Annotated in this window: 6 protein-coding genes; all 6 read right to left on the bottom strand. The window is 29.9% G+C overall.

Features of this window, described 5'->3' with window-relative positions:
- Positions 1 to 82: 82 nt before the first annotated feature.
- The 6 genes from C4Q29_RS00820 to lysS all read right to left on the bottom strand — a co-directional run bounded on the left by C4Q29_RS00820 (position 83) and on the right by lysS (position 17,618).
- Positions 83 to 11,707 carry a Cna B-type domain-containing protein gene (locus tag C4Q29_RS00820; protein WP_159459176.1) on the bottom strand — a complete coding sequence of 3,875 codons (11,625 nt, stop codon included), beginning with the start codon at positions 11,705 to 11,707 and terminating at the stop codon, positions 83 to 85.
- A 128-nt stretch (positions 11,708 to 11,835) separates the two neighbouring features.
- Positions 11,836 to 12,591: an iron ABC transporter ATP-binding protein gene (locus tag C4Q29_RS00825; RefSeq protein ID WP_103980927.1), complete on the bottom strand. Its 756-nt coding sequence runs from the start codon at positions 12,589 to 12,591 to the stop codon at positions 11,836 to 11,838.
- Positions 12,588 to 13,583, bottom strand: a complete 996-nt coding sequence (locus C4Q29_RS00830; RefSeq protein ID WP_103980928.1) for an iron chelate uptake ABC transporter family permease subunit — start codon at positions 13,581 to 13,583, stop codon at positions 12,588 to 12,590. The genes C4Q29_RS00825 and C4Q29_RS00830 overlap by 4 nt, the downstream gene beginning before the upstream one ends.
- Positions 13,580 to 14,545, bottom strand: coding sequence for an ABC transporter permease (locus C4Q29_RS00835; protein WP_103980929.1), 966 nt, complete (start codon positions 14,543 to 14,545; stop codon positions 13,580 to 13,582). Before C4Q29_RS00835 ends, C4Q29_RS00830 begins: the two co-directional genes overlap by 4 nt.
- Positions 14,545 to 15,549, bottom strand: coding sequence for a siderophore ABC transporter substrate-binding protein (locus C4Q29_RS00840; protein WP_103980930.1), 1,005 nt, complete (start codon positions 15,547 to 15,549; stop codon positions 14,545 to 14,547). The genes C4Q29_RS00835 and C4Q29_RS00840 overlap by 1 nt, the downstream gene beginning before the upstream one ends.
- A gap of 152 nt (positions 15,550 to 15,701) precedes the next feature.
- Positions 15,702 to 17,618, bottom strand: coding sequence for a lysine--tRNA ligase (gene lysS / locus C4Q29_RS00845; RefSeq protein WP_103980931.1), 1,917 nt, complete (start codon positions 17,616 to 17,618; stop codon positions 15,702 to 15,704).
- Positions 17,619 to 17,623 lie beyond the last annotated feature (5 nt).

A 17,623-nucleotide genomic window follows, 5' to 3' on the forward strand; every position in this document is an offset into this window, starting at 1 on the left:
CCTTTAAAGTTATTTCTAACTTTTAAGGACGTTTTTTATTAAATATTACTTAAAAAAGTATTGAATTATTTATTTTATAAAACTATTCTATTACTTTTTTATTTATATAATAAAGCACTATAAATCCTACTACTAATGATCCAAGGTATAAGCTTAAAACCATGTCATCACCAGTTTTTGGCGCCTTTGGTTTTTCTTTATCTTTAGGTAAATAGGTATTTATTAAATTAAAACCATCAACTTTTGTTTCATAACCATCTACTTTATTTTCAGAAATAGTATACTCAATTTCTTTACCTTCAGCATATTTTGCGAAACTAGTAAATTTCCATGACCAGTTTTCTTTTGCTGTTACTTCTTTTGTTTCAACAATTTCACCATTTGCTAGAAGATTTATTGTAATTGAGTTTGGTCTAATTCCATCTTGGTTGTCTTTATCATCCCAAGTTTTAGATCCCTCAATTTCAATAGTTTCTGGTCTATGAGTATTGGTGATGTTGAATCCATCAATTGTTGTTTCATATCCTTCAACTGGTTCTTCTGTAACTGTATACCTGATTTCTTTACCTTGGGCATATTTTGCTAAATTAGTAAATTTCCAAGACCACTTATCTAATTCAGTGACCTTCTTAGTTTCAACAATTTCATCATTTGCTAGAAGATTAATATTGATACTCTTAGGTCTAACTCCATCCTGGTTATCTTTGTCTTCCCAAGTCTTAGAACCGAATACTTCAACAGTTTCTACCTCATGTGTATTTGTGACGTTGAAGCCTTCAACTTTTGTTTCATAGCCTTCTACTGGATCTTCGGTTATTGTATATTCAATTTCTTGACTATTAGCATACTTAGCTAATTCCGTGAACTTCCATGTCCAGTTGTCTTTAGCAGTTACTTCTTTAGTCTCAACTACTTCTCCGTTAGCTAGAAGATTAATCTTGATACTCTCAGGTCTAATACCATCCTGGTTATTGTTGTCATCCCAAGTCTTGGATCCCTCAATTTCAATTGTTTCTGGTATATGAGTATTTGTTATATTAAATCCATCAATTGTTGTTTCATAGCCTTTTACTGGTTCTTCTGAAATTGTGTACTTGATTTCTTCTCCTTTAGCGTATTTTGCTAATCCTGTAAACTTCCATGTCCAGTTATCTTTAACTGATACTTCTTTAGTCTCTACAAGTTCCCCATTTGCTAGAAGATTTATTGTAATTGATTCTGGTCTAATTCCATCCTGGTTATTGTTGTCATTCCAAGTCTTAGAACCTTTAATTTCAATTGTTTCTGGTACGTGTATATTTTTTATATTGAAGCCGTCAATTTCTGTTTCATACTTGTCAACTGGGTCCTCAGTTATTGTATACTTTACTTCTTTTCCTTCTGCATACTTAGGTAATTTGGTGAACTTCCATGCCCATCTGTCTTTAGATGTCACCTCTTTACTTTCAACAAATTCGTCATTTGCATAGAGATTTATCTTAATAGAATTTGGCCTTGTTCCATCTTGATTATTATTATCTTCCCATATCTTGGAACCTTCGATTTCAATCGTTTCTGGCATATGTGTATTTATAATCACAAATCCTTCTGATAGATTCCCAGTTATTTTTATAATGTCATATCCACTTACTTTTTCTTCTTCAATTGTATACAATATTTCTTTTCCATCTTTGTATACATCAAGTTCAGTAAATGAATCTTTCCAATTATTATTCTGTGATAATTCTAAAGTTTTACCTGTATCTTTACCATCAGCAAGCAATTTTATTATTAAAGATTTTGGTCTAATACCGTCTTGATTATTATTATCATCCCAATTTTTTAATACTGTTATTGAAGTCTTTTCTGGAGTGTATTCATTTACTATATCAAAATCTTTATATAATGTTGAATATCCTTTAACCGAATTTTCAGTAATCGTATACTTGATTTCTTCTCCATCAGCATACTTAGCTAATTCAGTAAACTTCCATGTCCAATTGTCCTTAGCTGAAACTTCTTTTGTTTCAATAATTTCTCCATTTGCTAAAAGTTTTATTGTAATTGATTCTGGTCTAATTCCATCTTGGTTATCTTTGTCATCCCAAGTCTTAGATCCCTCAATTTCAATTATTTCTGGTTTATGAGTATTGGTTACATTAAATCCATCAACTGTTGTTTCATAGCCTTCAACCGGTTCTTCTGTAATTGTGTACTTGATTTCTTCACCTTCAGCATATTTAGCTAATCCTGTAAACTTCCATGTCCAGTTATCCTTAGCTGTTACTTCTTTAGTCTCTACAAGTTCCCCATTTATTAGAAGATTTATTGTAATTGATTTTGGTCTAATTCCATCTTGGTTGTCTTTATCATTCCAAGTCTTAGATCCCTCAATTTCAATCGTTTCTGGTTTATGAGTGTTTGTTACATTAAATTTATCAATTTTTGACTCGTATCCATCTACTTTGTTTTCAGCGATTGTATACTCTATTTCTTTACCTTCAGCATATTTAGGTAAATCAACAAACTTCCATGACCAATTATCTTTAATTGATATTTCTCTTTCAACTACTTTCTTACCATTTCCTAATAAAGTGATTGTAATCGATTCTGGTCTAATTCTATCTTGGTCATTATTATCATCCCAAGTTTTAGATCCTTCAATTTCAATCGTTTCTGGTTTGTGTGTATTAGTTAAATTAAATCCATCAACTGTTGTTTCATAACCTTCTACTGGATCTTCTGTAATTGTATATTCAATTACCTGACCACTAGCATACTTAGGTAAAGCAGTAAACTTCCATGTCCACTTATCTTTAGCTGAAATTTCTTTTGTTTCAACTACCTCTCCATTAGCTAGAAGATTAATCTTGATACTCTCTGGTCTCTTTCCATCCTGGTTATCTTTGTCTTCCCAAGTCTTAGATCCCTCAATTTCAATAGTTTCTGTCTTATGAGTATTGGTTACATTAAATCCATCAACTGTTGTTTCATAGCCTTTTACTGGTTCTTCTGAAATTGTGTACTTAATTTCTTCGCCTTTAGCGTATTTAGCTAATCCAGTGAACTTCCATGTCCAGTTATCTTCAGCTGTTACTTCTTTTGTTTCAACAATTTCACCATTGGCTAAAAGATTTACCTTAATTGAATTTGGTCTAATTCCATCTTGGTTGTTTTTATCATCCCAAGTCTTAGAGCCTTCTATTTCAATCAGATCTTCTCTTGTATTAGTAATTGTAATGGTTCCTTCTGAAATTTCAGAATAGGAGTTTACGAAATTATAATTTCCAAACTTAATCCATGTTCCAGCTTCAACTTCTCTATCTTCATAAATTTCCTTCACACTATATTTATACTCTTCAAAAGTCTCTGGATTATGTGATTCTAGATTTTCAAACTTATACGTCCAGTTGTTAGAAGACTCTAAACTTATAGGCTCACCAATCTTTTCATCATTTCTATAAAGTTGTACAGAAATTTTATCTACTGGTGCTTCTAAAATTTCCCCTTTACTATCTTTCCAATCCTTTTTAACTTCCAAATTCATCAATTTTTTGTTAATAACAGTTATTTGATTTTCATCTTTATAATCATTATTTAACAAATCATCAATATCAACTTTGCCTTCAAAAGCTAGATATCCATCAGGTGCAGAAACTTCTTTAATGTAGTACTTACCAGACACTGGTAGTCCCTCAAATTTTATATGACCATTCTCGTCACTTATAGCTGTAGCGACTAGCGTGTCTTTTGTATAGATATCATCAGCTTTTCTATACAACTCGAATTTTGCACCTTTAAGTGCTTTTCCAGTACTATCTTTTTTAAGGATTAAAAGTTCCTTAGTTGTAGTTTCATTATAGAAACTCACTGTTATTGATGTAGTTTGTTCATTTATTTCTATTTTCCTAATTTCATCAGAAACTTTATATTCTAATGGTGAATCAATTTCTTTTAGATAGTATGTTCCATAAGCAATGTCTTTAAGAATTGTGTATCCGTTAGAATTTGTCTTATCAGTTGTATAAAGAGCATTTTTATTGGTTTTAGCATCTTCTTCAGATCCAAATAATGCGAATGTAACTCCTTCTAAAGTAACTCCCTTTTCTTCAGAATACTTATAAATTTTTAATTCTCCAGATTGTTTCTTATTTTCAAGCAGGATTTCTTTTTCTGAATTTTTATTAAATTCAGAACCTTTAATAGTTATTTCTCTAGCTTGATTATAACCTTCTGGAGCTTTGATTTCTTTTAGTGTATAGGTCTTATCAACATCTAACTTATTGTAACCATACACAGTGTATCCATTCTCATCAGTCGATAGTGGTTTTATTACATTATCTCCATCCCAAAGTTCAAACATGGCACCTGTAAGTGACCTATAAACTGTATTGTTTTTAATAAATACACCTTTATCATCGTTTAATTGTTTCTTATAGTCTAAAGCTTCCTCTTCAGTTGAGAAGGCACCTGCAAGTTTTTCAACCTTAATGATTCTTAGTTTTGTTTCTTTATTTACATAATCAAAACTAAGTGTTTTTGCTTCTTTTCCATCTAATACAAATGTTTTTACTGTATTTAAACTAGAATAACCGACTGGTGCTTTAGATTCTACAAGTCTGTAACCACCATATGGCAAGTTTTCAAATCTAGCTACACCATTTTCTCCCGAACTTGATTTAGCAAATTCTGTATATTTTCCTTTATCTTCTTTGTATAAAGTAAATTCTGCACCTTGAAGTTTTTCTCCAAGTTCATCTTGTTTAATAACTTCTACAGAACTTAACTTTCTCGCAGGATAGTTAGATACTACAAGTCCATTTTCTTTGTATGGAACTTCTTTATAACCTTTATCACCGTCAGAAATAAGTCTATAAACTTTACCCTTCTCACCTATCTTAAACAGTATTAAATCTTCATTTTTTACATAGGAATTTGGAGTACTTATCTCTTCTAGTGCATAAATTACATTTCCTGATAATCCAGTAAATTGAATTAATCCTTTTTCATCTGTTATCTTCTTAGATATTAATTTTTTATCTCCACTATTGTATTCATATAGATTGAACTGTACTCCTGACAATGGCTTACCTGATGAAGTATATAAATCTGTATCTTCCTCAATTTTATCGTAATGATACATACCAATCTTATAGAGATTAACTTTATACTTATCATTGACTAAATCAAATGTAAATGTCTTATCCTTGTTTTCATCATCTTCTTCATTTATCTCAAAGAAAATATCTTCAATTGCTTGTAAATTATTTACAGTTCTAATCTCAGAAAGTTTATATGAGCCTTTGTATAAACCAGTAAATTCAATCCTTCCATTTTTGTCAGTGTCTTTGATATAGGTTTTTCCATCAACAAAAGATTTTAATTCAAATCTAACATTGGCTAGAGCTTTTCCATCATGGTCTTTCTTGTTGATTACAACTTTATATTCAGGTTTTCCTGGGTCTGGTTGTCTTTCATTTTTAAATGTGTGTAGTACACTTTCATCTTCTACATAGCTTCCATCTTTGAAGTATTTTTCAAGATTTAACTTATATCCACTAGTAGGATTTACTTCATGTACGGTGAATTCCTTAAAAGGAATATCTCTAAATATTATATTTCCTTCGTGGTCAGAATAGGCGAACTTATCTTTGTGATCTTTCATTTTCAATACAAATTTAGAATTTGCTAATGGTTTCCCATTCTCATCAACTTTTTTGAAATAAATATCTCTGGATGGGGCTACTAATGTATTTATTACAGGATTTGTTTCAATATAACGATCTATTGAATCATCTTTACGTGCAAATGAATTTAAAGCAGCCCTATTTTCCCATTCATCATATTTATCAAGTGGAAATACATCTCTACCTGGTACTTCCATATTTATAATGACTTTAAGATTATATGGGCCTTTTAGTTCAACACCTTCCTTAGTTTTTAACACTATACCAGCTGGGTTTCCTCTCTGAATATTTCCAGCCTTACTTTCTGCCCATTCATCAATTCTTCCATTTGCTATAGTAACTGGGTGACCATTTAGATCATTTATATATGAAACTTCGAATTTATCAGTATAATCCCATACCTTTCCAGTAGAATCTATATATTGGATGCTTTCTATTCCTTTATATACATTGGAAAACTGAGATTTACGAGGATCTCTTAATCCTGCTTGGTTTTCTACAATTGTTATATCATCTTTATATGGGAATATGTCAACTAAAGATACATCTTTCCTAGTTGTATTATTTATCTCATTTATAGATAAGAGATATTGAATCTTGTCGCCTGGTTGAATAAATAGTGATTTAGTCCAATTTTCGCCTAATTTTCTAACATATTTATAAGCATCTGATTTTTGTGGTCTCAACAACTCAAATGAAACTTCTTTATAAGATAGTTCTTTATCATTCTCTAAAGATATTTTCCTTGTATCTCTTCTCTCTAATTCTTTATTAGAAAAGTCATTATATGTTCCATTTATAATCCTAGTATTATTAGGTGCTTCTGGTAAGACTTCAACTTGAATATTTGCTATATCTACATTTCTATCAACAGGCATATTTATATAATTTGTAGTAAATGTAATCTTAGTTCTTCCATCTTCTAGAGCTTCAATCTTATAATGACCTGAAAAATCTTTGAACTCATCAGACATTTCTATACTTAGAATATTTAAATATGCTGGTAAAATATCTACCTGTTTAAAATCTTTAACAGGATATCTAGAAATCAGTTTATTATAATTATTGTTATACAATCTTGAACCAATCTTATAATCAATAACTTGATTGTTTGATGAATTGTATCCAGATTTCTTTTGTTCCTTATACACATTTGAACTGAGTTTCTGAGTCTCAAATCTTACTTTAGCAGAATCTTTTAAGCTAAGTGAATTCTGTTTAGTACCTTTACTTGGGTCATTCTTTTCGTATCTAACAGTATCATAAAACATTTCTGCATAGTTAAAGTCATCATGATAACTACTCATTTTCTCATCGTAATCTTTAGTAGTAGTTCTAATTTGTGTATTGATTGATTCTCCATATGCCAAAGATACATCTTTATAGTTAACTTGAATCAATTTAACTTTGTCAGCCATATCTTTAGGAATTAAGAACTCTTCTCCAGCATTTACTTCTTTTTTAAGGAGTATATCTTTCTCACTATATTCCTTTTTAGATGTAGAAGTATCCTTTATCAAGGAAATAGATGCATCTCTTCCTGGTATGACTGAATAATATTGTTCATACATATTAGGATAAGAATAAAAGTAAATATAGTCATTTATTACGATATTCTCAGCTTTAATTTCGTAATTTTCATCCATAGATCCGTCTGATGATTTAATAAAACTTTTATTCTTATAATCTATATCCCATACTATTATTTCTTTTTCTTTACCAGGATATAGAGGGATAAGTTCTTTGTTAACTCTCTTTTTGAACTCACTCGGATTCTCTATCGGGTCATATTTCAATTTTGTAGAAACATGGGCATGCTTATCGAAATCCTTATCATCAAATTCAGGTTTTAAAATATTTCCTTTAAAATCAGAAGAGTTTGTTATAGACTGATCTGCTTTTGCATTTGGGAAGTCTAAAAGAAGTTCAGGAAACTTCATTGCGCTTCCATGTTTTGTATAATTAAATTGCTTATAATCTATAAAATCTAGATTATCAAGTGTATATTTAATTTTAGTAGGAATTCCTTCATTTTCTTCAATCACTACCCAACCAGGGTTTTTATCCGGATCAAATTTAGCAATTCTAGTTACTTCTTTACCATCTTCTACAGCAGTATATGTCGGCAATTTATCATAGATAGTGTATTGCTCTAATTTTCTATAAACTTTTTCTATATCAAACTTATATTTTATTTCCAAATCTTCTGCAATAGAAGTGCTTAAGCTGATATGGTCCAGGGCTTTTTTATAAAATATTGGTTCTTCATATTTTGCCTTATAATTTGTAGTTTCCGATGTAAGTACTTTTCTATCATCCTTATAAGCAAAACTTATTTTCGCTTTGACATTCCCTTCGAAATCTTGAGGTGTTTCATAAGGAAGGAATTTAAAAATACCAGGAATTTTTATTGAGCTTGCCCTATCTAACTTATCAATTTTTAATTTTATGGTCCCTTCTACAGGGTCAATATTTAAAATTTCAAGACCTTTTACGTTATTTATATTTGGTATATCTATTAAATCCGGATCAAAATGATCAGGAAGTTGAATATCTACAATAATGTCTCTTAAGTCCGAATCCTCATTTTGTCCTGAATTATTTATAGTTATCTGATACTTAGCTTCATTTGAGCTGTAATATCTCAGATTGAAAATTTCATCTTCCTTGTTTAATTTTTCAATTTTAAAATCTACATTTACAGTATCAGTAGCTAAAATTCTTTCATATTCTACTTCAATTACTTTATTTTCATTGAAAGTTAAATTTGTATACTCAGGGTCTATTTTATCAATTTTATTTTTAAATCCACTTATTATAGGTGGCTCTATTTCTCTATTTGAAGTTAGTATATATTCTCTTTCTTTGAAATAGTGTTTATCGCCATCTTCCCCAATATAATACGGCTTTATTGTTATAGTTTGTGGATTAATTAAAAGTCCATCTTTAGAAGTTATATCTGCAATACCATCACCATCTACATCATTATTTTTAATATAAAAAACAACAGGATCATTGACTGGAAAGTTTTTATTAAAATTCGGATCATCATAATTAACCTGTAAATTCTTGCTACTATCAAGAATAATTGAATTGATTAATGATGCCGATATAAATTTATGAGCTAAGGGTTGTAATTTAATATTTTTTTGATCAGAAAAATCTTTTTCCGAACTAATTAAATTAAAAGCCTTATTGTGAATTGCAATAGCTTTATCAGTTTCTGGGAATATGATATTTTTTAATTTACTATCATAAGGATAATCTTTTACAAATGCATTTTGGCCAATTTCTTCTAATGAAGTAAATTTAGATAAATCTATTTCTTCTCTTCTTATACTTTCAAAAGCATATTTCCCAATTTTTCTCAATTTAGGTGCCCTGATATCAAATTTTTCTGTAAACTTGGATTCTATTGAATTATAACTTTCAAATGCTTTTTCACCAATTTCTTCTAATGACTCCAAATCAATTTCTAATGATTCTATAGTATTACCCTTAAATCCACCTAAATACCTAACTTTTGGTAAATCTTTGATGACTAATTTTTCTAACTTATTATGATCAAAACCTTGTAAAGTCTCTAATTCAGGAATATTTTTGATTGTTAAATCTTTTATATTTAATCCATTAAAGGCACTATCTCCAATTGTCATCAATTTAGGTAAATCAGCTAGATTTAAAGAAACTATATCTTTCTTATATCTATCTAAAACTACCCCTGAATCAAAAGCTCTATAATCTATTTTTTCTAGATTTTTTAATCCAGAGATATTTATATTTGTATAAGGAACTTTTATCTCATATGCGCCTTTACTAAAAGATAAAGGTCCTATATATTTTAAATTAGGAAATTTTGTTAAATCTAAATCACTAATTAAATTGTTTCTAAATGCAGATTTCTTTATTGTATGAAGTTTGGATGCATTTATTATAAACATCTCATTTTGATAATTATTTTGAAAAGCTTCTTCACCAATAACTTCTAAGTTTGGTAGATTACTAATAGAAATATTTCTTTCACCTGAATATTTATCATGATAATCAAAAGCACAGTTACCAATTTCTGCTAAACTTTCTAAATTATCAATTTTAATGTTTTTTATATCTGCATAAACGCTATCAAAAGTTTTATGTCTATTAATAACTTTAACAAGAGGTAGATTTTCTAATTCAAGATTATCTAATCTACTATATACGTATATTTCTCCTTCTAATTTAGGTAGATCTCTAAGAATAAATGATTTTAATGGATTAGAAGAGAAAGTTTTACCATCAATTTTCTCTAAATTTGCATAATCACCATTTTCTCCATTAAATATAATTTCTTTAATTTTATTGTCTGAAAAAGCTTCAGATAATATCTCTCTAATAGTTACTTTATTTAATTTGAAATTCTCAATTAGATTATTAGCAAAGGCTGCATTTTTAATTGATTCTATTTTTGTATTTGATAAATCAATAGATAATAATTCATTATTTTCAAAAGCACGTGCTTCGATTATTTTTAAAGATGTAGCTTTAGCAAAGTTTACCGATTTAATATTATTTCCACTAAAACTATTAGCGCTTATTACTTCTAAATCTGTTAATCTAGAAAAATCAACGTAATTTATATCTTTTTTAGTAAAGGCAGAACTTCTTATAGATTTTATATTTTGTCCATTCAAAGGATTTATACCTGGTAAAACAAGGTCTCTATTACCATTATTAATTTTAGCTAAACCTATCTCGCTAAATCCTAACAAAGCATCTCGATCATATTTGAAATCTTCATATCTCCAGCCATTGCCAATCTCTTGTTTCATAATATCAGTTTGTGATCTGGAGAAAGTAAACTCATTAAGCACAGTTTTTCCATTTTCTGTATATGTAAATTTAACAAGCTGTGTGCTAACATTTTTATCTAATGTATTAGGTTCAAAACTTAAACCCTTAAGTACATTACCGTTTTCATCAATTGCCGGAACTACTTCACCATTGATTTTTTTAATATAAACATCACTTAAAATATCGTTGGTTGAAATTTCAGCACCAGCAAAATACAAGGATTGTTTTTTGCTAGAAAATCTAATTTCAGGATCGTAATTTTCTTCAAATAGCAAGTCAATTTGACTTTTAATAAATAAAATTTCGCCATCTTCAAGTGTATAATCTTCTGATGGGAGTAACTTATAGCCTTCTAATATTGGTTCTGCAATTTCGTAAGGACTTGCATCCCTTTCTACTAACTCTGTTCTTGACCCGATATTTGATTTATCTTCATTTTTAATATAATTAATTGTAATCTCAATAGGATTTACTAAATATGAAGACTTATCTTTACTTGTTTGTTTGGTGTTATCAAACTTAACACTTACCTGTTTACTAAGACCTAAGAATAAATCTTCTGAAATATCAAAATCGGGTGTATTTAAGGTAAGTTCTGTTAAAGGATTAGACTGAAATACAGCTTTACCTAGTAAAGGTGCTTGTTCACTAGTAATATTAACTTTTGTTATTTGATTTTCTTCAAAAGCAAAATTATCTATATTCTCTACATTTAAATCTAAATTAGAAATTTTATTTTGTCTAAAAGCATACTCGCCAATACTTTCTAATTTAGAATTTTTGATAGATATAATTTCATTATCTGAAAATGAATATTTTCCTATACTTAAAACACCACTTAAATTTATTTCATCTTTTAAACTTGCATTTTGAAAAGCGTGATCACTAATATATAAATCATTTGTCTTAGAAAAATCAACTGATTTAATCACTTTACTGTTGTAAAATGCACGTTTTTCAATCTTTTTAACTTCAGATGGTATAACTAAATTTATGGCTTCACTAGGTTCTTTCCCTTTTACAAATCCATATAAAATACCATCTACAATATTTAATTCATATTCATTATTAACTATGTTTTCATCAGTTTGAACATTAGAAGCTTCTGATACATTTTTATCCAAAGCTTGTCCATATACAGGATTTAAATGACTAACTATTAAAAGCATAGCTAATATGAAAGAATAAATTTTTTTGCGTCTCCCTAACATGTTTTCCTCCATAAACATATAATAATTCATTTTAATTTAATTATAATAATATCATTAAAGCTTGTAATATACAATAATATAAAAGATTAAAAATAAGACGATAGAAAAAATCTATCGTCTTTTGTTATCTAATTATAAACAGCAATCTTCCCATATGGGCTATCAATTACATTTATCTCTGTTTCAAATATAGCGGATAAGGTCTTAGAATCCATAACTTCGTCTACACTTCCTTCAAGTATTAGCTTACCATTTTTCATAGCAAAAATTCTATCTGAAAATGCAGCAGCAAAGTTTATATCGTGTATGACTAATACTATTGTCCTTCCAAGCTCGTCACAGGCCTTTCTTAAATACTTCATCATGGTAACTGATCTTGCTATATCTAAGTTATTTAGAGGCTCATCTAGGAGTACATATTTAGTATTTTGAGCTAGGACCATAGCAACATAGGCTCTTTGCCTTTCCCCTCCTGACAGTTCATCTAAGTATCTATTTTCAAAGGCTTTCAATTCTAGGAACTTTATATATTTATCAATTATTTCCATATCTCTTTCTGTAAGTCTACCTTTTGAATATGGATACCTACCGAATGAAACTAATTGCTTTACGGTTAACCTAGAAGTAAAATTATTTTCTTGTCTTAGGATGGATAGCATTTTTGCTAACTCTTCACTTGGACATGAATTTAAATCCATTCCTCCTACAGTAATTTTCCCAGTATCCATATCTAAAAGCCTTCCAATCATTAAAAGTGTTGTGGATTTTCCGGCACCATTGGGACCTATTATTGAATTGAAGCCACCTTCCTTTATTTCAAAGTTTAGTGGACCTATAACTGTTTCATCGCTATAGTACTTTGTAACATTTTCTAATTTAATCATCTTTTTCCCTTTCTAAATACTATATAGATGAAATATAGACCGCCAACTAATTCGATTAAAATTGATACGACGCCGTTGGCATTAAATATATGGTTCATTATAAAGTAAGAAGTAGTTAATATGAAAAATGCTAGGAATAAGGCCATCATAAATAAATATTTGTGGTCGTAGGTGTTAGCAAATTCATAAGTTAGACTTACTATTAAAAAACCAAAAAAGTTCATTGGGCCAATTAAAGCTGTAGATACACTCATTAGTATACTTATTCCTATAAGAGAGTATATAACTGTTTTTTTATAATCAATACCTAGATTTGTTGAGGCACTTGATCCTAAACCTATTACATTTAACTTAGAACGTCTTGAAAAAATTATTCCGACTACAAGCACTACAAGTATTGCTGAAATCAAAAAGTATGATGAGTCAGAATTATTTACAGAGGCAAACAACTTAGCTTGTAAAACATCAAATTCTGATGGAGATAGCAATCTTCTCATGAATGCTGATATAGACCTTAGTCCCTGACCCATTATTATACCAACCAATAATAGAAAATCTACTCCCCTATCTTTTTTTAATAGGGTAGAAAATAAAAGTAAGCTTATTAAAATCATGATTCCTATTTGACTAAGATAAAAGGTCATCCCTGACAAGGCTATAAAGCTATTTATTCCTAAAAAATACATAGTAGCAGTATTTATTGTTGAGTATACAGCTTCAAAACCTAATAAAGATGGCGTTATGATCCTATTATTTGTAACAGTTTGGAAAAGTAATGTAGCAAAAGCATGGCAAGTTGCCGCTATTAGCATGGCTATAATGGCATTCTGCCTTCTTTTAATAACTGGTAAAAATGATGGTGAATCTATAGCTACAGGATTATTATAAGTTAGTAGTCCATATATGCTTACTAAAGTAAGGAAAATCAAGATTGATAAGATCATAAAATATTTTTGTTTTTCTTTACTTGTCCTAAATGAAATATCTCTCATTTTTTCCCTCCTTTAGTAAAAATTATAATTAAAAATACTATAGCACCGATAGATCCAAGTATTAGTGAAACTGGAACTTCAAAAGGAGCTATAATAGTTCTCCCTATGAGGTCAGCTATAATTATTACTAACATAGCACTCAAACAAGCATAAGGAAGATTATCTTTTAGATTATCTCCCCTATACATAGAAACAAGATTTGGTACTATAATCCCAAGGAAGGGAACATTTCCTACAACAGAAGCAACTACTCCTGTAGTAATTGATACCATAGCAATAGAAATAAGCAATATCTTTTTATAGTTTAAACCGAGATTCGTTGATACATCTTCTCCAAGACCTATAATGGTTAATCTGTTCGCAAAATAATATATAACAATTGTAACCAATATTATTATATAAAGATATTCGTATCTACCTCTTTGAATTTGAGTAAATGAACCAGCAAACCATATTTCAAGCGACTGGCTCATATTGAATTCAAGAGCTATAAAAGTTGTAAATGCAGATACAACTGCACCCATCATTATACCTAAAATTGGTACAAAGTATGATGATTTCAATTTAATATTTCTTAATAATACGAAAAATATCATTGAACCAAGAAAGGAAAATACTATGGCAGATGTAGTTCTTATAAACAAACTTGCAGAAGGTACAATAATATATGCTAAAATCAAACCTAAACCTGCCCATTGAATTGTTCCTGTGGTTGTAGGTTCAACAAGCTTATTTTGAGTAATAAGTTGTATCACTATACCTGACATGGCCATAGCAACACCTGTCAGCATAAGACTTAAGGTCCTTGGTATCCTAGTTATAAATATCATTCTCCATCCTTCATCATGGTCGCTTATATTGTAGACCCCTGTGAAAATGGATATTGTAGCCGTGAAGATTACTAGGACTATAAGAAATATCAAAGATTTATCGATTTTTTTAGTATATTTAGTATTTTTCATTACTTAGAAAATAAGTCTGCTAGGCCTTCAAAAATTTTAATGAAGGTTTGTGGTGATTCATTAGTAAAGGTATCGGCTGGTGCGTAATAAATATTTGAATCTTTAATAGCTTCAACATTTTTCAAAGCTTGTGAACCTTCTATAACGTCACTTGCCGGAATTGATTCTTCACCAGTGTTTGTAGTAGCAGCATCCCTATCTAAAACAAGTAAATACTTTGGATTTGCTTGAGCTATTGCTTCTACAGATATTTCATCACCCTTGTGGTCACTCGAAGTATTGTCTATTTCTATAGCAGGGGTTAAATCAAGAACTTGGAATAATGGGCCCCATACCCTACCAAAACCAGGAGCTGAATATCCAATTTCTCCACCAGATACTACTACGGAAACAACGCTTCCGCCTTTATATGCTTCTTTTGCCTTTGTAATTGAATTATCAAGGTTTTTCTTTAATTCATCTGCTTCAGCTTTTTTGTCGAAAATAGCCCCAAGACTATCTATTGAATCTTTGAATCCATTTATTAAATTCTCACCTGGTTTTTCTGCGTCTTTACTTACGTCCCAGTTAAGATTAATAATATCTGCCTTAGGCAAAAGTTTTTTAATCTCATCATAATGAGACCCAAATCTTTGACCAACAATTACAAGGTCTGGATTTGCAGCTGCTAGGGCTTCTAAATTTGGCTCCCTATGGTTTCCAATATCAGCGATTGCTTCATCTGTTATGTAACCACTTGTTGAAGGCATAACTGCTTTTGGAGCTGCAACTAATTTGATTCCCCAGTTTTCAAGAGTTTCAAAAGTCCTATTATCAAGCGCTGCGACTTTTTTAGGATTTTTCCTAACTTCTAGCTCACCTGTTAAATCTTTTATTTTTACTGTGTCAGTTGAAGATTCAGCATTTGTTTCATCTTTAGTATTTACTTCTTGACCTTGTTTATTAGAACAAGCTGTAAGCATAAGCGATAGTAATAAAGCTATCACAAGCAATTTTTTTTTCATAAAATTCTCCCTTATAAATCATTTATAATGTTTATATATTAACATATTCGCAATGAATCTTCAATTTGATATCGACTTGGAAAATGGAATAAAAAAGACGACAGAATCAATTTCTATCGTCTACAAATTTTTTTCAATTTTACCATATTATTCTAATATAACTTAGCTCCTGCTGGAATATTACTATCCAACATTAATAAGTTTAATTTTTCTTCACCATCATACTTACATACAGCTGATATAATCATACCTTCTGATTCAATTCCCATCATTTTTCTTGGTGGTAGGTTTGTGATAGCTACTAGAGTCTTACCGATTAATTCTTCAGCAGAATAATAGTCTTTTATCCCTGAAAGAATTGTTCTTTCTTTTTCAGAACCATCATCTAAAGTAAATTTCAATAATTTCTTAGATTTTGGTACTTCTTCACAATTTATAACTTTTACCACTCTTAAATCAGATTTTGAGAATGTTTCAAAGTCAATCATATCTTCAAATAATGGTTCTATTTTAACTTTTGATAAGTCTAGCTTTTCTACTTGTGAACATTCACATTCTTGGCTAGTTTTCTTTAGTGGATCTGCATTTGCAGGTTTATCCTTAGCCATCGGCTTCATTGTTGGGAATAGTAAAACATCCCTAATTGTAGTTTGATTGGTTAAGAACATAACAAGTCTGTCTACACCAATACCTAAACCACCTGTTGGTGGAAGACCAACTTCAATAGAATTTAGGAAGTCTTCGTCTAGTAAGGTTGCTTCCTCATCACCTGAGGCTCTTAATTCTAATTGGTGTTCAAATCTTGATCTTTGGTCTTCAGCATCGTTAAGCTCTGAATAAGCATTAGCTATTTCTTTACCCATTACGAAGGCTTCATACCTATTTGTAAAATCTGGATTTTCTGGATTTCTCTTTGCTAGTGGTGATACTTCAACCGGATGTTGGGTAACAAAGGTTGGTTGTATTATCTTATCTTCACAGAATTCATCAAAGAATGCAAAAATTATATTTCCTAATTTATCACTTTCTTTAACTTCTAATTTATAATCTAAAGCTAATTTTTTAGCTTCTTCAAAATCTGTTACTTCGTTGAAGTCTATACCAACATGTTCCTTAATAGCATCCACCATGGTTATACGTCTCCAAGGTGTTGTAAAATCTATAGTTGTACCTTGATATTCAACAGTGTTTCCACCGTTAACCTTTTGGTTGATTTCTAATACCATGTTTTCTAAAATTTCCATCATATCATTATAGTCAGAGTATGCTTCATATAATTCAATCATGGTGTATTCTGGATTATGAACTGGTGACATACCTTCATTTCTGAACATCCTTCCCATTTCATAAACCTTATCAAAACCACCTACTATAAGTCTTTTTAGGTATAGCTCATTAGCTATTCTTAGATACATATCAATATCTAAGGTATTGTGGTGGGTTGTAAATGGTCTAGCACTTGCTCCACCAGCAATGGTATTTAATATTGGTGTTTCAACTTCTAAGAAGTTTCTATTATCTAAAAATTCTCTGATGGCAGATATAATCTTTGTTCTCTTTTTAAATACTTCTTTTACCTCTGGATTTACGATTAAGTCTAAATATCTTTGTCTATATCTCAAGTCTGTATCTTTTAATCCATGAAATTTTTCTGGTAAAATTTGTAGTGACTTTGTTAGAAGTTGGAATTCTTGTGTAAGAATAGAAACTTCTCCTGTTTGAGTCTTTATAAGCTTACCAGTGAATGAAACTATATCACCTGCATCCAATTGCTTGCTGGCTTCATATACTTCATCACCTAATTCATCTTGTCTATTAAAAATTTGTATTTGACCACTTGAATCTTGTAAAACCATGAAACTAATTTTACCGAAGGTTCTAACATTTAAAATCCTACCTGCTAAAGTAAAAGTTTGACCTTCACTATCTTCAAAGTTATCAACTAAATCTTTAGCTATGGCAGTTATATTTACTTTTTCAATTTCATGTGGATTTTTACCATCAGCCTTCAATTTAGCTAATTTGTCTCTTTTAATTTGAAGCATTTCATTAACATTATTATCTGCCATTGTTA

The sequence above is a fragment of the Helcococcus massiliensis genome (assembly GCF_900258485.1).
Lineage (GTDB): Bacteria > Bacillota > Clostridia > Tissierellales > Peptoniphilaceae > Helcococcus > Helcococcus massiliensis.